The sequence below is a fragment of the Nocardia cyriacigeorgica genome (genome assembly GCF_029868385.1).
GTDB lineage: Bacteria > Actinomycetota > Actinomycetes > Mycobacteriales > Mycobacteriaceae > Nocardia > Nocardia cyriacigeorgica_F.
Genome location: NZ_JARWNX010000020.1, coordinates 79,261 through 98,526, shown reverse-complemented (window position 1 = coordinate 98,526; position 19,266 = coordinate 79,261). Strand labels below are relative to the sequence as shown.

General features: G+C 68.9%; 18 protein-coding genes. 9 read left to right on the top strand and 9 right to left on the bottom strand.

Annotation, left to right across the window (positions count from 1 at the left end; genetic code table 11):
- The 3 genes from QH168_RS02360 to cofD are packed head-to-tail and all read right to left on the bottom strand — an operon-like array spanning position 1 to position 2,992.
- The gene (locus tag QH168_RS02360) at positions 1–519 is read right to left on the bottom strand and encodes an NUDIX hydrolase (RefSeq protein ID WP_280232705.1); all 519 of its coding nucleotides are present in this window, start codon (positions 517–519) and stop codon (positions 1–3) included.
- Positions 516–1,862, bottom strand: a complete 1,347-nt coding sequence (locus tag QH168_RS02355; RefSeq protein WP_280232704.1) for a coenzyme F420-0:L-glutamate ligase — start codon at positions 1,860–1,862, stop codon at positions 516–518. The genes QH168_RS02360 and QH168_RS02355 overlap by 4 nt, the downstream gene beginning before the upstream one ends.
- A complete protein-coding gene (gene cofD / locus QH168_RS02350; RefSeq protein ID WP_280232703.1) occupies positions 1,859–2,992 on the bottom strand; it encodes a 2-phospho-L-lactate transferase in 1,134 nt (377 codons plus the stop codon). Before cofD ends, QH168_RS02355 begins: the two co-directional genes overlap by 4 nt.
- A gap of 378 nt (positions 2,993–3,370) precedes the next feature.
- Here cofD and QH168_RS02345 point away from each other — a divergent pair, with 378 nt between their 5' ends.
- The 7 genes from QH168_RS02345 to QH168_RS02315 all read left to right on the top strand — a co-directional run bounded on the left by QH168_RS02345 (position 3,371) and on the right by QH168_RS02315 (position 9,944).
- Complete coding sequence (locus QH168_RS02345) at positions 3,371–3,604, top strand: WhiB family transcriptional regulator (protein WP_029901515.1); 234 nt, start codon at positions 3,371–3,373, stop codon at positions 3,602–3,604.
- 93 nt (positions 3,605–3,697) lie between these two features.
- On the top strand, positions 3,698–4,177 hold the full coding sequence (locus tag QH168_RS02340; RefSeq protein WP_280232702.1) for a metallopeptidase family protein: 480 nt from the start codon (positions 3,698–3,700) through the stop codon (positions 4,175–4,177).
- A gap of 142 nt (positions 4,178–4,319) precedes the next feature.
- On the top strand, positions 4,320–4,700 hold the full coding sequence (locus QH168_RS02335; RefSeq protein ID WP_163824197.1) for a DUF3499 domain-containing protein: 381 nt from the start codon (positions 4,320–4,322) through the stop codon (positions 4,698–4,700).
- Positions 4,701–4,768: 68 nt separating this feature from the next.
- Positions 4,769–6,145 (top strand): phosphomannomutase/phosphoglucomutase, encoded by a 1,377-nt coding sequence (locus QH168_RS02330; protein ID WP_280232700.1) that lies wholly within the window; start codon positions 4,769–4,771, stop codon positions 6,143–6,145.
- A gap of 235 nt (positions 6,146–6,380) precedes the next feature.
- A complete protein-coding gene (locus QH168_RS02325) occupies positions 6,381–7,604 on the top strand; it encodes a tobH protein (RefSeq protein WP_280232699.1) in 1,224 nt (407 codons plus the stop codon).
- Complete coding sequence (gene manA, locus QH168_RS02320; RefSeq protein ID WP_280232698.1) at positions 7,604–8,824, top strand: mannose-6-phosphate isomerase, class I; 1,221 nt, start codon at positions 7,604–7,606, stop codon at positions 8,822–8,824. The genes QH168_RS02325 and manA overlap by 1 nt, the downstream gene beginning before the upstream one ends.
- A gap of 199 nt (positions 8,825–9,023) precedes the next feature.
- Entirely contained in the window at positions 9,024–9,944 is a 921-nt protein-coding gene (locus QH168_RS02315) for a cation diffusion facilitator family transporter (RefSeq protein ID WP_280232697.1), read from the top strand.
- Positions 9,945–10,130: 186 nt separating this feature from the next.
- Here the strand turns inward: QH168_RS02315 and QH168_RS02310 are convergent, their stop codons facing one another.
- The 6 genes from QH168_RS02310 to rfbD form a co-directional block, all read right to left on the bottom strand.
- Complete coding sequence (locus tag QH168_RS02310; protein WP_280232696.1) at positions 10,131–11,204, bottom strand: HtaA domain-containing protein; 1,074 nt, start codon at positions 11,202–11,204, stop codon at positions 10,131–10,133.
- Between the two features lie 120 nt (positions 11,205–11,324).
- The gene (locus tag QH168_RS02305) at positions 11,325–12,785 is read right to left on the bottom strand and encodes a phytoene desaturase family protein (RefSeq protein WP_280232695.1); all 1,461 of its coding nucleotides are present in this window, start codon (positions 12,783–12,785) and stop codon (positions 11,325–11,327) included.
- Positions 12,786–13,116: 331 nt separating this feature from the next.
- Positions 13,117–13,695: a TetR/AcrR family transcriptional regulator gene (locus QH168_RS02300; protein ID WP_280232694.1), complete on the bottom strand. Its 579-nt coding sequence runs from the start codon at positions 13,693–13,695 to the stop codon at positions 13,117–13,119.
- Between the two features lie 170 nt (positions 13,696–13,865).
- Positions 13,866–14,945, bottom strand: coding sequence for an NDP-sugar synthase (locus QH168_RS02295; RefSeq protein ID WP_280232693.1), 1,080 nt, complete (start codon positions 14,943–14,945; stop codon positions 13,866–13,868).
- A gap of 43 nt (positions 14,946–14,988) precedes the next feature.
- The gene (locus tag QH168_RS02290) at positions 14,989–15,888 is read right to left on the bottom strand and encodes a glycosyltransferase family 2 protein (RefSeq protein ID WP_280232692.1); all 900 of its coding nucleotides are present in this window, start codon (positions 15,886–15,888) and stop codon (positions 14,989–14,991) included.
- A gap of 11 nt (positions 15,889–15,899) precedes the next feature.
- On the bottom strand, positions 15,900–16,781 hold the full coding sequence (gene rfbD, locus QH168_RS02285) for a dTDP-4-dehydrorhamnose reductase (protein WP_280232691.1): 882 nt from the start codon (positions 16,779–16,781) through the stop codon (positions 15,900–15,902).
- A 245-nt stretch (positions 16,782–17,026) separates the two neighbouring features.
- Between rfbD and QH168_RS02280 the strand changes: the two genes are divergently transcribed.
- Positions 17,027–18,448, top strand: a complete 1,422-nt coding sequence (locus QH168_RS02280; RefSeq protein ID WP_280232736.1) for an LCP family protein — start codon at positions 17,027–17,029, stop codon at positions 18,446–18,448.
- 39 nt (positions 18,449–18,487) lie between these two features.
- Positions 18,488–19,210, top strand: a complete 723-nt coding sequence (locus tag QH168_RS02275) for a TIGR03089 family protein (RefSeq protein WP_280232735.1) — start codon at positions 18,488–18,490, stop codon at positions 19,208–19,210.
- Positions 19,211–19,266 lie beyond the last annotated feature (56 nt).

Sequence of the window (19,266 nt, the reverse complement as noted above, 5' to 3'; positions counted from 1 at the left end):
TCAGCGAATCAGCACATCGGCATTCTCCGGCAGCGCATCGATCGGCCACCACCGCAGATCGGTCGATTCGGCGCTGCGCACCGGCACCGCACCCTTCGGCGCGGTGATCTCGAACAGCAGATCCAGATGACGTGTCGGCACCCCGAGCGAGCAGGTGATCGGATGCGCCTGCGCACCGTAGAGCCGCGGCGCCAGCCGCAGCCCGTCGATACCCGATTCCTCGGTGGCCTCGCGCAGCGCGGCGTCGGCCACGGTGGCATCACCCTCCTCACAGTGCCCGCCGAGCTGGATCCAGCGCCCGACCCGCGGATGCAGCGTCAACAGCACCTCATCGCGGTCGGCGGAGAACACCACCGCCGAGGCCGTGATGTGACCGGGCGCATGCTCACGCAGACAGCCGCGCGGCGCGGAGCCGAGGAACGCGAGCATCGCCTCCCGCAGCGAGGCCTCCGATCCCGTACCCGGCGACCACGATTCGAGCAGGGCCGTCGCCGAGGCGTGCAGCGAATCCGCGCTCACAGCTCCACCAGGGCCGCACCCGGCGCCCGCGGCGGACGCGGTGTGAGTTCCTCGAGCGGATGACCGATCGCGATGGCGCCCAGCGGATTCCAGTCGCCGTCCAGGCCGAGCACCTCCCGCGTGGTCTCCGGCGCGAAGATAGTCGAACCGATCCAGCAGCTGCCGAGCCCCTCGGTGGCCAGCGCGACCAGCAGCCCCTGCACCGCGGCACCGACCGCGACGGTGAACATGGTCTGCTCGGCTGCCCGGCGTCGATCGTCGGGATAGTCGTGCGCGCCGTCGGGCACGCAGCACGGAATGATCACCTCGGGTGCGTCGAAAAGGATCCGGCCGCGGGCGATCCGGCGCTCCACCCGATCGGCGGGCAGCCCGTCGGCGGTGAGGTCGGCCCGCCACTTGTCGGCCATCGCGTGCAGCAGCCGCTCCCGACGCGCGCGGTCACGCAGCCAGACGAACCGCACCGGCCGGGTGTGATGCGGTGCGGGCGCGGTCAATGCGACCGATACCGCGGCCCGCACCCGCTCCGGATCGACCGGGTCGCTCGCGAACTCGCGCACCGACCGCCGCAGCAGTACCGCCTCCGAACGCCCCTGCTCGATCGCCTCGGCGGTACCGAGCCAGAACAGATCGTCGGTGCCGCGCCGCACGAGATCGGCTGCGCTGGAGGCGTCGTCGGCATAGGACAGACCGCGCACCACGGCCACCGGCACGCCGCCGAGTTTGCCTTTCACCAGATCGGCGGCGGCGGCCAGCTCGTCGGCCACGGCGACCTGGGTGACATGCAGCTCGTTGCCCTGTCCGTCCACCGCGCCCGCATAGTCGTGCAGCACCCGCAGCCCGGCCGAGCCGATGGCCGCATCGATCTGACCGTTGCGCCAGGCCCGGCCCATCGTGTCGGTGATCACCACCGCCACCTCGATCCCGAGCCGCTCGGCCAGCGCCGAGCGCAGCGCCTTCGCGCTGGCATCGGGATCTGCTGGCAGCAGCACCAATTCGCCCTGCTCCACATTCGACCCGTCCACCCCGGACGCGGCCTGCACGATGCCGAGCCGGTTCTCGGTGATGAGCGTGCGCCCCTTGCGGGCCAGCACCCGCACCGCCTCCTGATCGACCAGGGCCCGGCGCGCGGTATCGCGCTCCTGCGGGTCCAGTGGCGCCGCGACGATGCGCCCCTCGACCTTGGCGACGATCTTGCTGGTGACCACCAGCACATCACCGTCGGCCAGCCACGGGGCGGCGGCGGCGAGATGTCCGGCGAGATCGTCGCCGGGCCGGAACTCCGGCAGTCCGGTGATCGGCAGCAGGCGCAGCTCGCCCGCGGCGTGGTCGACAGGCCCGGTCATGGCTTCACTCCTGCCAGATCCAGTGCCGCACGCACCATTTCGGCGGTGGTCGGCGGATCGGTCATCAGCAGTGGCACGCTGCGGACCTCGACACCGGGAACGTCCGCGGTGTCGGTGCTGTGGATCAACCAGCCGTCGAGGATGCCGGTCGTCGAGCGCGCGCCGTAATGGCGGCCGACCGCCTCCGCGGAGGTCTCCACCCCGATGACCGACAGGCACTCATCGGCCATGCCGCGCAACGGTTTTCCGTCGATGACCGGACAGATGCCGATAACCTTCGCCTCGGTGGTGCGCAACGCGCCACGGATGCCGGGCACCGCGAGGATGGAGCCGATGCTCACCACCGGGTTCGACGGTGCGAGCAAGACCACATCAGCGGCACCTATGACATCGATCACATTCGGTGCGGGTTTGGCTTGATCCGCGCCGATTGTGGCGAATCCATGTGTCTCGATGCCCGCTCGGTATCGAACCCACCACTCTTGGAAATGGATCGCGCGGCGTTCGCCAGGGTTGTCCGGGTCACTGACAACGACATGGGTTTCACAACGATCATCGGTTGCCGGGATCAGTTTCACACCCGGTTGCCATCGATTGCACAGCGCCTCGGTGACCGCCGAGAGCGGGTAACCGGCGTTCAGCATTTCCGTTCGAACCAAGTGGGTGGCGATATCACGGTCACCCAAGCCGAACCAGTCCGGCTGCGCATGGTATTTCGCCAGCTCTTCCTTGGCGTGCCAGGTTTCGCCCACCCGGCCCCAGCCGCGTTCGGTATCGATTCCGCCACCGAGGGTATACATGCAGGTATCGAGGTCGGGACAAATACGGAGCCCGTGCATCCACACGTCGTCACCGACATTGACGATGGCCGAAACCTCGGCATCGGGCAGTAGTTCCCGAACACCCTGAAGGAACCGCGCACCACCCACTCCGCCGACAAGGACGGCGATGCGGAGCGCATTGCCCGGTGCGATGTCCGCTTGTTCTGAAGTCACATCCGCATAGCCTATGCGCCCCCGGATCGGCCGCGCTTCGAGCCATATTTGCTGCTCATTTGCTATATGACGGTTCAAGATCGTCTTCGAAAGCGCTGCCGGATAGTAACGGAATAGCGACAGCGGCTTGACCATCGACGCGTCCGGCGTGTCTAATCACAGTCATGTCATTCCGGGATCGCGCGAGAGTTCAACGCGCGAACGGTTTTTCGAACGAATGTTCGAGCCGGGGCGGCATGCTCGGGGATGTCCGCGAGACAACGTCGCGGAGTAGTGCCGTCGGTAGGCGTGTTGGTCCGGCGGAAAGAAGCATTCTGCGCTAACACACAGTGAGGAGGCGGAGCGATGGCCAATGAGCTGGCCCCTTCGGGCATGCCGGGCGGCGTATCGCAAACCGATTCCACGGCAGGCGCAGCACGTAGCGTCTGCGCAGAGGCCGGGTGGAATGACCATGAGGGGGGTGAGCGAGATTCGGCCCCCCGACTCAGCTTGGTCGTACCGGGTTTCGACGAGATGTTCGAGTCCATCGAAGAACAGTGGCAGGAACGCGCCCTGTGCGCCCAGACCGATCCGGAGGCGTTCTTCCCCGAGAAGGGCGGCTCGACCCGCGAGGCGAAACGGATCTGCATGGGGTGCGAGGTTCGCGACGAGTGCCTGGAATACGCACTCGCACACGATGAACGCTTCGGTATCTGGGGCGGTTTGTCCGAACGCGAGCGCCGCAGGCTCAAGCGCGGCATCGGCTGAATCCGGGCCGTCGAGGTCCCGGCGAGCCCGCCTCGGTGCGTGTGGCCGGGGCGGGCCGACAGTGGGTCGCGGTAGCTGGCTAACGTTTCGGGTATGGCACGCTCCCGCAACCGACGTCCCCCGACAGCCAGGTCGGTGACCCGCCGTGGCCGCGGGGTACGCGGACCGATGCTGCCACCGACCGTCCCCGCCTGGCGCACCCGCGGCCAGAAGTTCGACCGCCTCGTGCTCGAGGCGTTCGCTCCGCTGGATTCGCGGTGGCACGATCGGCTGACCAAGCTCGATATCGCGGTCGACGATGTGCCGAAAATCCGTCCGCTGCACCCTGATTCGGTCACCTGGCCGGACGAGGTCGTGGCCGACGGACCGGTGCCGCTGTCACGACTCATCCCCGCGGGAGTCGACCGGCACGGCACCCCCATCCGGGCACGAGTGGTCCTGTTCCGCAAACCGCTCGAATTGCGGGCCGGCGATCCGGACGATCTCGTGGAACTGCTGCGCGAGGTTCTGGTCCAGCAGATCGCCACCTATCTCGGCGTCGATCCCGACGTCATCGATCCCGATCCGAGCTGATGTGCGACCGCGCGCGCAGCGGCGCGAAATCAGCCACTGACGGCGGCCGGACGGCCTGCGACGCGCCGATCGGCGGGGATTCACTGAGCGTGTCTCCCCACCCACGGCCGCCGAGCGGGTTACTCTCACTGGCGTGATTCCCATGCGTCGTTGCTGCCGACCAGGTTGCAAGAATCCGGCCGTCGCGACGCTCACCTATGTCTACTCGGACTCGACCGCGGTGGTCGGACCCCTCGCGACGGTAGCCGAACCCCACTCCTGGGACCTCTGCGAAACGCACGCCTCCCGCATCACCGCGCCCAAGGGCTGGGACATGGTCCGGCACGAAGGCGGATTCTCCTCCAGCACACCCGACGACGACGATCTGACCGCCCTCGCCGAGGCGGTTCGCGAGGCCGGGCTGCGCCGCCGTCCGCCCGAACCCGATCAACACGGCTACCGTGATTACGCGCCCCCGCCGCCGCGCGCCACCCGCACCGGCCGCCGTGGACATCTGCGCGTCCTGCCCGATCCGCCCAGCTGAGGCCGTGCCCGCGGGCAACTGCCGGGACCATGTCGGCGCCGCCACGCCCTGGCATTAGGGTGTTCGCTATGACAGTCGCCCGCTCTGCCGATTTCGTGAACGCGGTGATCAAGGCCTACGACGTCCGCGGTGTGGTCGGTGACCAGATCGATGCCCGATTCGTCTCCGATGTGGGGGCCTCGTTCGCGCGGCTGATGCGCGCGGAGAACGCGCGACGTGTCGTCATCGGACACGATATGCGCGACTCCTCCCCCGAACTGGCGGCCGCCTTCGCCGATGGCGTGCTCGGCCAGGGCCTCGATGTGGTGCATATCGGCCTGGCCTCCACCGACCAGCTCTACTTCGCCTCCGGCACACTGGACTGCCCCGGCGCGATGTTCACCGCCAGCCACAACCCCGCCCGCTACAACGGCATCAAGTTGTGCCGCGCCAAAGCGCTTCCGGTCGGCCAGGACACCGGCCTCGCGACCATCGCCGCCGAGGTCACCGCGGGCGTGCCCGGCTACGACGGCGCCCGCGGCAGCGCCACCGAGACCGACCTGCTCGGCGATTACGCCACCTTCCTACGCGAACTCGTCGACCTCACCGATATCCGTCCGCTGAAGATCGCGGTGGACGCGGGCAACGGTATGGGCGGGCACACGGTGCCGGCGGTGCTCGGCAGCCTGGCGCCGGTGACGATCGTGCCGCTGTACTTCGAACTCGACGGCAGCTTCCCCAACCATGAGGCCAACCCGCTGGACCCGAAGAATCTGGTCGATCTCCAGGAGCTGGTCCGCACATCCGGCGCCGATATCGGTCTCGCCTTCGACGGCGACGCCGACCGCTGCTTCGTCGTCGACGAGAACGGCGATCCGGTCTCGCCCTCGGCCATCACCGCGCTGGTCGCCGAACGCGAACTCGGTAAGGAGCCGGGCGCGGTGATCATCCACAACCTGATCACCTCGCGCTCGGTGCCCGAACTGGTCACCGAGCTGGGCGGCACACCGGTGCGCACCAGGGTCGGCCATTCGTTCATCAAACAGCAGATGGCCGCCACCGGTGCGGTGTTCGGCGGCGAGCACTCCGCGCACTACTACTTCCGCGACTTCTGGGGCGCCGACTCCGGCATGCTCGCCGCCTTGCACGTACTCGCCGCGCTCGGTGAGAAGGACCGGCCGGTCTCGGAGCTGATGTCGTCCTACAACACCTACGCCGCGTCCGGGGAGATCAACTCCACCGTCGACGACGCCGCCGCACGCACGAGTGCGGTACTGGACGCATTCGCCGATCGGGCGGTCTCGGTCGACCGGCTGGACGGCGTGACGGTCCAGCTGCCCGCCGACGCCTGGTTCAACCTGCGCGCCTCCAATACCGAACCGCTGCTACGTCTCAACGTCGAAGCCAGATCGCCGGAGGAAGTAGACGCACTCGTGACCGAGATCCTCACAATCGTGCGTTCCTGACTGGGATAGTGGAATTACCGAGAGAAGGAATCACATGCTCAGGATTCGAGACGGAAGGCAGACTGGCCTTCCCGACCGGGGATCCAGGACATAGCCGGTTCCCGACTGGAATAGTGGAAGCACAGACCTTGGATTCGCCCGGCCCCATCCGGAGAGGGACGGTCCCGGTGGGCACGACACCGAAGGGTGCGGGTCGACGGCGAACACAGCGCGATGAGGGGAGGTGGGACGCCCGATGATCGCTGGAACACCGGTGCTCGACCTCGACGACGCGGAGTCGCTCGAGGCAGCCGACAGCGGCGGCGCCCTGCGCTCGGCCGCATCCGGCGGCGCCCAGATCCGCGCCACCGCGGCCGCCGTCGACGAGGGCATCCTGGAGCGGCTCGATGGTCTGCGACCACGCAGTCTGGTCTTCGTCTGCGGTCCCGGCCGAGCCACCCGCGCGGCCCGCATGCTGATCGCCGCGCTCGGCGACGGAGCCGGTCTGCCGATCGTGCCCGTGGTCGCCGTCCCACCGTGGGTCGGTCCGCTCGACGTGGTGATCGTCGCCGGTGACGATGCGGGTGATCCACGCCTCGTGGACGCCGTCGACCGGGCCCAGCGTCGTGGCGCCGAGGTCGTGGTGGCCGCACCGCACGAGGGTCCGCTGCGCGCGGTGGCCGCCGGGCGGTCGGCGTTGCTCTCACCGCGGCTGCCCGTCCTCGACCACAACCGGCTGCTGCGCTATCTCGCGGTCGGCATCGCCGTACTGCGCGCCGTCGACCCGACCCGCAGCGGGCCCGCGCTGCCCACCTTGAGCGATCTCGCCGATCTGGTCGACGCCGAGGCCCTGCGCGACGGCCCCCAGCACGAAGTGTTCCGCAATCCCGCCAAGACCCTGGCCACCCGGATGCAGCAGCGTGGGCTGGTGTTGGCGGGCGACTCCCCCGCCGCCACCGAACTCGCCGGGCACGCCGCCGAGGTGCTGGTGCAGTCGGCGGGCCGGATCGCCACCGCGGTGGACCTGACCGTCGCCGTCGCGGCCCAGCCGCGCATGATCGCCGCCGCAGGTGAATCCGCACCCGATTACGATCCGCTCTTCCACGACGAACAGCTCGACGGCCCGGCGCCGGTGGAACGGATGCGGGTGTTCGTGCTGAGCACCGACCCCGACGAGGTGGTCGCGCGCCGTAAGCTCGCCGTCTTCTCCGGCGCCGGTTCCGGCCTCGTCGACGCCGATCTGGTCGCCGCGGACCTCGACCTGCTGCGCAGTGATCTGACCGATCCCGCCGCACCGCAACCGGAGGAAGCCGAGGCGGATGCCCTCGCCCTCGGTGGCGAGCTGAAACGACTGGCTGTACTCGCCCTCCGCCTGGAGATGACCGCGGCCTATCTGCGCCTGATCGGCGCCCGTGAGGTCACCAGTGGTCCCGCCCCCGAACAATTCGGCTCCGATCAGTTCGACGGGGGACGCTACTAGTGCACGAACTCGTCGGTGCGCTGCGCTCTTATGCCTGGGGCTCGCGCACCTCGCTCGCCAAGCTGTGCGGTCGCCCGGTTCCCTCGGCCCATCCGGAAGCCGAACTGTGGTTCGGCGCCCATCCCGCCGATCCGGCCAAGGTGCGTATCGGCAACGGGTCGACCACCTCCCTGCTGGAGCTGGTCTCCGCCGACCCTGATCGTGAACTCGGCGCCGCCGCACCGGAATTCGGTGGCAGGCTGCCATTCCTGCTCAAGATCCTCGCCGCCGAGGAACCGCTGTCGCTTCAGGCGCATCCCAGTTCCGCGCAGGCCGAGGCCGGTTTCCACCGGGAGAACCAGGCCGGGGTGCCGCTGGACTCGCCGATGCGCAATTACCGCGACGAGAACCACAAACCGGAACTGGTGGTGGCGCTGGAGCGGTTCGAGGCGCTGGCCGGATTCCGCGAGCCCCGCCGTACCGTCGAGTTGCTGCGCGCGCTCGACGTCGCGGGCCTGGAATCCTATGCGGATCTGCTGGCCGCCCAGCCGGATTCCGACGGCCTGCGCACCCTGTTCACCACCTGGATCACCCTGCCGCAGAACGTACTCGCCACCCTGCTGCCGCAGGTGCTCGACGGCTGCGTGCGTTATCTGTCGAGCCGGAAACGCAAATTCGCGCCCGAGGCCAGGACCGCGCTGGAACTCGCCGAGAACTATCCGGGCGATGCGGGCGTGCTGGCCGCGCTGCTGCTCAACCGGTTGACCCTGGAACCGGGCCAGGCCCTGTTCCTCGACGCCGGGAATCTGCACGCTTATCTACGCGGACTCGGCGTCGAGATCATGGCCAACTCCGACAATGTGCTGCGCGGCGGTCTCACCCCCAAACATGTCGATGTCCCGGAGTTGTTGCGGGTGCTGGACTTCGAGCCGATCGACCTGCCGGTGGTACTGCCCGAACCGGCCGGTGACGGATCGGTGCGCTATCGCACGCCCGCACCGGAATTCGCATTGCGCCGTTTCGATCTGACCGCGGGTTCGGCGCTGGTGCCGCTCACCGAGGCCGGTCCGGGCATCGTGCTGTGCACCGCGGGTTCGGTGCGGCTGTTCCAGGAGGATTCCGAACTCGTCCTCGAACGCGGTGCCGCGGCCTGGATCTCGGCCGCCGACAGCGAAGTCCGCGCACAAGCGGTGGACGGGCCCGCGCAGGTGTTCTGCGCCTGCGTCGGCGGGACGCCCTGAACACGAGGCGATCGGTCACGGCCTCGGCACGCAACCCCGACCGGCAGCCCGGTAGCACCGGGTTCAGGATCCGAGACAGCGAATCGCGGCGGTCTCGAATAGTCTGATGCGCGGCCTGCTCCGGTCCGTGGCGGATCGAAGGGGCCCCGACCGCGCACCGCGGCGATGGTGCGGCACATCGAACAGGAGGGCAGCCCGGATGTCGGCTGGTGGTGGGAAGAAGGCGATCGTCGCCGCGTTGGTGGCGAACGCGGGCATCGCGGTGGCCAAGTTCGTCGGTGCGGCGATCACCGGTTCGGCGTCCATGCTCGCCGAGGGTGTGCACTCGGTCGCCGATACCTCCAACCAGGGCCTGCTGCTGTTCGGTCAGCGCCGGGCCGAGCAGGAGGCCGATGAGCTGCATCCGTTCGGGTACGGGCGCAACCGCTACTTCTATTCGTTCGTCGTCGCGCTGGTGCTGTTCACCCTCGGCTCGGTGTATGCGATCTACGAGGGCATCCACAAGATCCAGCATCCCGAGGAGCTGAGTTCACCGATCGTCGCGATCGTCATCCTGGTGATCGCGATCGGTCTGGAGACCTACAGTTTCACCACCGCGGTCCGCGAATCGCGCCCACTCAAGGGCAACGCCAGCTGGTGGCGGTTCATCCGCAACTCCCGCAGCCCCGAGCTGCCGGTGGTGCTGCTGGAGGACACCGGCGCGCTGATCGGTCTGATCTTCGCCCTCGGCGGTGTCGGACTGACCATGATCACCGATAACGCGGTCTTCGACGGTATCGGCACGCTGGCCATCGGTGTGCTGCTCGGTGTGATCGCGATCGTGCTGATCGTGGAGATGCAGAGCCTGCTCATCGGTGAGGGCGCGACCCCCGACGAGGATCGCGCGATCCGGGAGAACCTGGTCGACGGCGAGCGCATCGACCGCCTCATCCACCTCAAGACCCAGTACATGGGCCCGGAGGAGCTGCTGGTGGCGGCGAAGGTCGCCGTCGCGCCCGGCCTCGATATCGCCGCCATCGCGGCCGCGATCGACGACGCCGAGGCGCGCGTCCGCGCAGCCGTCCCTGCGGCAAGGGTGATCTATCTGGAACCGGATCTGTACCGGACGCAACCCGCCTGAGGCGAGCGGCGGGCCGTGATCGAAACCCACAGCCCGCGGCCACCGCCCGGCCGATCGCAGCCTGCTCGTCCTGCCGCTGTTCCATGTGAACGGCATCGTGGTCAGATGATTCCGGCCCGTACCGGATTCACAGCTGAACCGATCACCGCCGCACTGGTGATACGGCGAGGACGCTCTCGCTGTGCGTCAGCCGATCCGGAAACTGATCGGCGCGGCCTGAGTGTTGGCGTACGGCAGTAGCGAATTCGGCCGCAGCATCGGCTCGAAGCGCGCGGGAACGGCGGTCCAGCTCGTGGTGCCCGCAGCCGGGCCGGTATCGAGGCGGGCGAGCCGGGTGCGGGCCAGCGAATCCGCGCCGACGGTGTCGGAGGTGGAGGTCTCGGCGCTCAGCCAGGTGCCGTCGGGTGTGAATTCGATCCACGGATTCGCCAGCGCGATCTCGCCGAGATGGAAGCGGGTCGCGGCGATGGCGGTGCCGCGGTATCGCACGATGCCGTAGCCGGTGGCGTCGAGGTCGGCGGAGTCGAAGGTGAATCCGAGGGTGCCATCCTCGTGGACGCCCGCACCGCCGGAACCGGCCAGCGTGCCCTGGAGAGTGTCGGTGATGGTGTTCTCGAACCCGGGAGCGACGGCCCAGCGCAGATCCTCGGGTGGTGGCGCCGGTGCGTTCGGGCCCGGCACCGGATCGAATACCACGGGCGCCGCGAGTTCCTGGGCGGCGTCGACCGCTTCGGCGGCGCCGTAGGTGTAGACGCCGAAGCGAGCGTCGGCGGGGATCTGCTCGGGCACCCGCACCTGGAGCGTCGCGGTGAAATCGCCGTCGGGCTCCAGTTCGACCCACTGGTGGCGGATGGTGCGCTGGAAATCGAACGGTGCGCTCGGCACGCGGTTCAGCGCGGACTCCGACAGCACCCATTTCACCGCGGAACGCTGCGCGGCACGGGCGCTGCTCGGCGCGCCCTGTGAGGGACGCCAATCCGGTGCGAACGCGCCGAAGGTGACGAAGACGCCATGCGGAACACCCGGCGGGACCGGAACGGGCAGACCGGAGGTATTGGCCTCGGGATCGAAACCCTTACCCTGGACGACAATGGTGTCGCCAACGTGTACGGGTGTATCCGACAGCGGGGTCCGGCCGTCCGCGGTGAACAGTTCGATCGCTGGTGTGGGCTGGGCGGCGACGGTGGGCGCCACGCCGACGACGGTCCCGGTACCGGTGACCGCGGCGATGGCGACGACCGCGAGCAGTGTCGTTCTCACGGCTTCGAATCTACGACGCGGGCCAGGCGCGTCAGTAGGGACGTTCGGCCCTACTGAGCTGGGACACCCGCCACAGTCACCGCGCGGCGGCTCGACCGGTGTACGGGGCCGAGGCCCCGGTCAAGCGGCCGAGCCGCGCAGCAGTTCGAGCGGATCGGTCCGCACACCGAACCTCGAACGCAGGACATGGCGGGCCGCGTGCAGCCCGCACATTCCGTGCACACCCGGTCCCGGCGGTGTGGCCGAGGAACACAGATAGACGCCGGGCAGCGGGGTGGCATACGGGTTCCAGCGGGGTAAGGGGCGGAAGGCGGTCTGGCGCAGCGTCATCGCGCCCGCGGAGATATCGCCGCCGATGTAGTTGGCATTGTGGGCTGGCATCTCGACGGCGGTGCGCACGTTCGTCGCGAGGATCAGATCGCGGAATCCCGGGGCGAACCGTTCGACCTGTGCGATCACGGTGTCGCTGATATCGCGATCGGAGCCGTTGGGCACATGGGCGTAGGTGTAGAAGGTGTGTTTGCCCTCGGGCGCGCGGCTCGGATCGACCACGCCGGGCTGAATGGACAGCACATAGGGCCGTTCGGCGTGTCGGCCCGCGGCCACGGCGCGTTCGGCGGCCGTCGCCTCGGCGCGGGTGCCGATCAGATGCACCGTGCCCGCCGAGGCGACACCTTCGGCCTGCCACGGCACCGGACCGGACAGCGCGAAATCCACTTTGCAGGCCGCACCGCCGTAGCGGAACCGATCGAGCCCGCGCCGGTATCGGTCGGGAAGGCGTTCGCCGCCGATGCGCAGTAGTTCGGCGGGCGCGGTATCGAGGACGATCGCGCGGGCGTCACGGAATTCGTCCAGCGAGTCGACCCGATGTCCGGTGATCACCCGGCCGCCCAGCCGTTCGAGTTCGGCGACCAGCGCGTCGATGATCGTCTGGCTGCCGCCGCGCGGGATCACCCAGCCACCGGCGTGCGCGAGCGTGCCCAGCAGCAGACCGGCACCGACGGCGGGCAGGGCGCGCGGCACGGTGATCGCATGGGTGGCGACACCGGAGAGCAGGGCGGGCGCTTCTTCCTCGTGGAACCGGATATTCCACAGCGGTGACCCCTGCTCCAGCATCCGCAGCCCGAACCGGACGGCGGTCGGCGACAGCGCGGGCATATGCCGCAGATCCGACATCGCCAGATCCACCACCTGCGACCAGTCACGTACCAGCGGCCCGAACAGCGACCGCCAAGCCCGGCCGTCCACCCCGAGCCCCGCGGCGGTGCGGTCCAGATCGCGCCAGGCGACCCCGGCGCGTCCCCCGTCGAGCGGATGCGCGTAGGAGGCCTCCGGCGTCAGCAGTTCCACCCCGTGCTCGGCCAGATCGAACGCGCGGAAGACCGGCGACGCCAACGCCATCGGATGTGCACCGGCGCAGGTGTCGTGATGAAATCCCGGCAGCGTCACCTCGGCGGTCCGGCATCCGCCCCCTGCCGTGTCCTGCGCCTCGTACACCTCCACCGACAACCCGGCCCGCGCCAGCACCACCGCGGCCGCCATCCCGTTCGGCCCGGACCCGACCACCACCACATCAGCCATCCCCCGATTGTGCCGTGCGCTCATCGAGCGTGCGCCGTCGGCGGATTCACACCCGTGACAGCGTGGGGCCCGACGGGCACCGGCGGCGACTTTCATCCGACCGGTCATCTGTCCGGCTGGACACACCCGAGTCGCGATGCGGAACGGTCCGGGCGCAACCGCGGCACCCACGCGTCGAGCAGCGGTACCGTGCCGCCGAACGCCACCGCATAGGTCGCGCATCCCACGACAGCACCACGCGATCCGACCGCACCGCGCCCGTGTCGGTGTCGACCAGATCGGCGCCGAAGAATCGCTGCCGCGCGGCCACCGTGCGGGTATTGCGCGGTGTTCAGTCGGTGGCCGAGGTCAGCTGCGCGAGCAGTACTTTCATCCGCTCGGCACGCCATTGCGGGCGCAGGCGCCCACCCTGGTCGAGGGTGGCGAGGCCGTGGATGGCGGCCCAGGTCACTTCGGTCCCGGTTTCGACATCGGCCGCCCCGGCGAACGGTGCGTAGGCCTGTTCGATTTCGGCGTAGCAGGCGCGCAGGGGTTCGGGGGCGTCCGGGCCGAAGGTCAGTTCCGTGCGCATCAGGAACATCGCGTCGTAGCGGGCGGGGTGGGTGGCGGCGAAGTCGAGATAGGCGGTGACGACGGCGGCCAAGGCGTCGGCCGGAGTGGTCGCGGCGACGCGAGCGCCGTGCAGGAGGGCGGCGAGTTCGACGAAACCCTGTTCGGCGACCGCCGTCACGATGGCGGTTTTCCCGGTGAAATGGCTGTACAGAACGGGTTGGCTGTATTCGATCCGGTCGGCGAGCCTACGTACCGTCACGGCCTCCCACCCTTGCGTCTCGGCGAGTTCACGGGCGGTGTCGATGATGCGCTGATGCCGCTCGGCGCGCTCACGGTCCTTACGGGTACGGGTGGTCACGCTGAAATTCTAGCAGCGCTAGACACGCTAGCTCGGCTAGTTAGCTCGCGCGCGGGGCGCCGCAGGTCACCGCACCGACGCGGCCATGTGATCGGTAACACAAGTTCGGCCACGGCCACGCCAATGCCATCACCCAGCACTTCCTGCACCCGGAGAAGTGGGCGTCCTGATCAGACGTCGGTGGAGAAGCGGATACCGCCGTCGGGGAGCTCCACCCCCGGCCAGATCCGCGCACCGCGCAGCAGCTCACAGCGGGCGCCGACACTCGCACCGTCACCGATGACGGCATCGCGGACCAGCGCCCGCGGACCGATCCGCGCACCGAACCCGATGATCGAACGTTCGACGGTCGCCCCGGCCTCCACCCGCGCACCGTCGAACAGCACCGCACCGTCGAGGCGGGCCCCGGCACCGACCTCGGCGCCACGGCCGACGACCGTACCGCCGATCAGCAGCGCACCCGGCGCCACCCCGGCACCGTGATGCACCAGCGATTCACCGCGCTGACCGGGCAATGCCGGTGAGGGCGCGATACCGCGCACCAGATCCGCCGACCCGCGCACGAAATCCTCGGGAGTGCCCATATCGCGCCAGTACGAGGTGTCGACGTGCCCCTGGAGCCTGGCACCCTCGGTGAGCAGGGCGGGGAACACCTCGCGTTCCACCGACACCGGACGCCCCGCGGGGATCTTCTCGATGTATTCGCGCCGGAACACATAGCATCCGGCATTGATCTGATCGGTCGGCGGATCCTGGGTCTTCTCCAGGAACGCGGTGACCCGGCCGTCCTCGTCGGTCGGCACACAACCGAAGGCACGCGGATCGCTCACCCGCACCAGATGCAGCGTGACGTCGGCCTTCGTGGACTCGTGGGTATCGAGGATCGCGCCCAGATCGGTGCCGCCGAGCACATCACCGTTGAACACCATGACGTTGTCGGCGCGCAGCTTGGGCAGCACATTGCGGATACCGCCACCGGTGCCCAGCGGCTCGGTCTCGGTGACGTACTCGATATCGAGCCCGAGATCGGCGCCGTCACCGAAATGCTCCTCGAACACCTCGGCCTTGAACGAGGTGCCCAGCACCACATGGGTGATGCCCGCTTCGGCGATCCGGGCGAGCAGATGGGTCAGGAACGGCAGTCCGGCCGTCGGCAGCATCGGCTTGGGCGCCGACAGGGTCAGCGGACGCAGCCGCGTCCCCTGACCGCCGACCAGAATCACGGCGTCGGTGCCTGAATGTCCTGACATCGAGGGTCCTCTGTTCACAGTGGATCGTCCGCGAGCGGTGCACTCACGAAGCTTCGTCACGCGCCTTCGCACGCAGCGCAGATCGAACCGCAATCCGGGAGCGGACCGCAAGTCCGACCCGAAGCGCCAACCGCAACGGGGCCTGCCACCAGTGCGGATGCCGGTCGGCCTGGAACCGGTAGGCGCTCGCGTGGTGGGCGGGCAGCATCAACTCGGGATGACGGCCGGCGGCATGCCCCTTGGCATGGGTGACCTCGGCGGTCGGCACGAAGACGTTGTGCCAGCCCGCACGGCCCATCCGGTCGCCGAAGTCGACGTCCTCCATGTACATGAAGTAGCGCGAATCGAAGCCGTCGATGCTGTCGAATGCGGCGCGCCGCACCAGCAGGCAGGACCCGGACAGCCAGCCGACCGACCGTTCGGAGATCTGCTCGTTCTCCTGGCGGTAGCGCACCGTCCACGGGTTGGACTTCCAGATCGAGCCGAGGATGGCGTGACCGGCGCCGTCGAGCAGGCCGGGCACCGAACGCGCCGACGGGTAGACGCTGCCGTCCGGTTCCCGGACCATCGGACCGAGCGCACCGGCGCGTGGCCAGCGTTCGGCGGCGGCGAGCAGCTCATCGATGGCGTCGCTGCCCCAGCGGATGTCCGGGTTGGAGATGATCACGAATTCGATCGACGGATCCAGTTCGGCGACGGCCCGGTTGATGGCGCCGCCGTAGCCGATATTGCCGCCGGTACGGAGCAACCGCACATGCGAGTTGGCCTCGGCCACCAGCTCGGGCACACCGTCGACCGAGCCGTTGTCGGCCAGGATCACCTGCGGCTTCTCCGCGGTGGCGGTGGCAAGCGTGCTGATGAAATGCTCGAGGTGCTCACCGGGCGAGTAGGTGACCGTGACGACGGCCAGGCTCGGCTGACCCGTGGAATCGGAGGGGCTCACAGCGGTCAAGCCTAACGTGCGTGCTCGGTCAGTGCGGCTTCGAGCGCGCCACGCCAAGGGCGCAGCGGCGTCAAACCCGCACCGAGCCAAGACGCGTCCGACAGCACCGAATACGCCGGGCGCCGAGCGGGTCTGGGGAATGTCGACGAATCGCAGGGCCGTACCCGCTCCGGATCGGCGCCCACCCCGGCGAAAACCGCTCGCGCCAACTCGAATCGGCTCGCGGTGCCCGCGTTGGTGGCATGCAATAGGCGCGGTGCGTCCGGGGTGCGCGCCAGTTCCAGCAGGGCACGGGCCAGATCGCCGCCGTAGGTGGGGCAGCTGAGCTGGTCGTCGACCACATCGATGGTGTCGCGTTCGCGTTCCAGGCGCCGCATGGTCGCCACGAAATCACCGCCCGCCGCCCGGAACACCCAGGAGGTGCGCACCACGTGCACTTGGGCCGCCGAGGCGAGGACGGCCTGTTCACCGGCCAGTTTGGTCTGCCCGTAGACCGACAGCGGCGCGGTGGGATCGGTGGTCTCGTACGGCCGGGTGGCCGTGCCGTCGAAGACGTAGTCGGTGGAGATGTGGATCAGCCGCGCTCCGGCCCCGGCGCAGGCGGCGGCCAGTACGGCGGGGCCGGTCGCATTGGCCGCCGAAGCCGCCTCCGGCTCGGATTCGGCTGCGTCGACATTGGTGAACGCGGCACAGTTGAGCACCACGTCACCGGGCCGGATGACGGCGCGCACCGCATCGGCATCGGTGATATCGAGCTCGCGACGGCCGAACGCGCGCGCCCCGGGCGCGAGCCGGCATAGCTCGTGGCCGAGCAGCCCGCCCGCACCGGTCACCACGACGCGCTCGATGAGGGCTGGGTCGGACGGGTCCCGAGGCGGTATGGCGGCGGTCATCCGGCCAGTCTGGCACGCCGTGACACCAGCGGTTCGGCTCCACCACCGTTGCCGTTGGTTAGCCTCGTGACGGGGCTGGGTGTCATGAGCGACGCTGAGTCGAAAGGACTGGAATCGGACACCGGGTCCGTCTAGCGGATCCGGTGCGGTGGAGAGGATCGCAGGTGGCGCAGCGGAGGAGCGCGGCAAACGGGGGCGGCGCGCCGACGTCGGACACCGCGTGGGAATCGAGTTCGTTCGGCCCGGTGCGTGCACTGGTCGCGGTGATCGCTGTACTCGTGCTGGTGCTCACCGGGCTGGCCTGGCGCAGTGTGGACAGCCTCATCTCCAATATCGAACGCATTTCCGACCTCGGCCTCGGCGGCGGTCAGGACGGCGCGGTCGACATCCTGCTGGTCGGCGTCGATTCGCGCACCGACGCCCACGGCAATCCACTCACCGAGACCGAACGCGCCATGCTGCACGCCGGTGACGAGATCGGCACCAATACCGACACCATCGTGCTGGTCCGGGTGCCCAACGACGGCAGTTCGGCCACCGCCATCTCCATCCCCCGCGACTCCTACGTCGACATCCCCGGCCTCGGCAAGGGCAAGATCAATTCCGCCTACGGCATCACCAAACAGCAGGAGCAGCAGGAACTGCTCGACGACGGCGTCTCCGAACAGGAAGCCGAACGCAAATCCACCCAGTCGGGCCGGCAAGCCCTGGTGAAGACGGTCGCCGGGCTCACCGGCATCACCGTCGACCATTACGCCGAGGTGAGCCTGCTCGGGTTCGTACTGCTCACCGATGCGGTCGGCGGGGTGGACGTCTGCCTGAACAATCCGGTCGACGAATGGATGTCGGGCGCCTCGTTCCCGGCGGGCAGACAGCGTCTCGACGGGCCGCGCGCGCTGAGTTTCGTCCGGCAGCGCCATGATCTGCCGCGCGGCGATCTGGACCGGATCGTGCGCCAGCAGGTGTTCATGGCCCAGCTGGTGCAGCAGGTGTTGAGCAAGGACACCTTGAGCAATCCGAGCAGGCTGAGCGAATTGAGCGAGGCCGTCGGGCGCACCATCGTGCTCGACGAGGACTGGGATGTGCTGGCGTTCTTGCAGCAGCTCCAGGATCTGACCGGCGGCAACGTCACCTTCGAGACGATCCCGGTGGCCGATCTCAACGGCACCACCGCCGACGGTGAATCGGTGGTCCGGGTGGAGCCGAAGGCGGTGAAGAACTATGTGGCCTCCCTGGTCGGGGAGGAGAGCGAGGAGTCCGACGAACCGGCCGTCGCGCCGTCGACGGTGACGGTGAACGTCTTCAACGCGAGCCTGGTCGGCGGCCTCGCGGGCGAGGTGTCGCAGGCCCTGAGCGCCAAGGGTTTCCAGCAGGGCGAGGTGGACAACTACACCGGCGAATCGGTCACGAGCAGCCGGGTGCTCGCCGCCTCGACCTCGGATCCGAAGGCGAAGGCCGTCGCCGAGGCGCTCGGCGGGCTGACGGTGCTCGCCGATGATTCCGTTCCGGCGGATACGGTGAGCGTGGTGCTGGCGAGCGACTATTCTGGTCCCGGGTCGGAGGCGGGCGGCATGTTCGACTTCGACACTCCGTCGACCTCCGCCACCCCCGTACCGCCCGCTCCGCCGATCGATGCAGGCAAGAACGGACCGACATGCGTGAATTAGCCACCGTGCATGAACCAGCCAGTGAGCGTGAATCAGCCGATGCGTGATCTCGAGCAGACACCGACCCTCACCGAGGCGGTGCTGGACCCGATCCTCGCGCGCGAACCCGCGGGTCCGCGCGTCACCTACTACGACGATGCCACCGGGGCCAGGATCGAACTGTCCGGTCTGACGTTGGCCAACTGGGCGGCCAAGACCGCCAACCTGGTCCGCGACGAATTCGGGCTCACCCCGGGCGCGCGGGTCGCGGTCCTGCTGCCCGCGCACTGGCAGACCGCCGCCGTACTGCTCGGCTGCTGGTGGGCCGGGACGGAGGTGGTCCTGCATCCCGATCCCGACGCGGATCTGGCCCTCGCCACCGTCGACCGGCTCGACGACACCGACGGCGCGGGCGAGGTCGCGGTGCTGTCGCTGGACCCGATGGGGATGCCGGTGCGCGATCTGCCGGTGGGCGTCACCGATTTCGCCACCTCGGTGCGGGTGCACGGCGATCAGTTCCTGCCCGGCGGGATCGGTATCGCCCTGGATGGGATGTCGGTCTCCGAGGTTCTGGCGCAGGCCCGCACATCGGCGCTGCGCCAAGGGTTCTCCGAGGGCGACCGGGTGCTGTCGAGCACACCGTGGGATACCCCGGCCGAACTCATCGACGGCTTCGTTGCGGTTCTCGCGGCGGGCGCCTCGCTGGTGCAGGTGGTCAACCCGGATCCGGCGCTGCGCGAGCGGCGCGTGGAGACCGAACGGGTCACTGCACTGCGGGGATAGGCGCGCCCGGCTCCTACCGTGGTATAGGTCGATTGTCCGACTCCGGGACGTTCCCG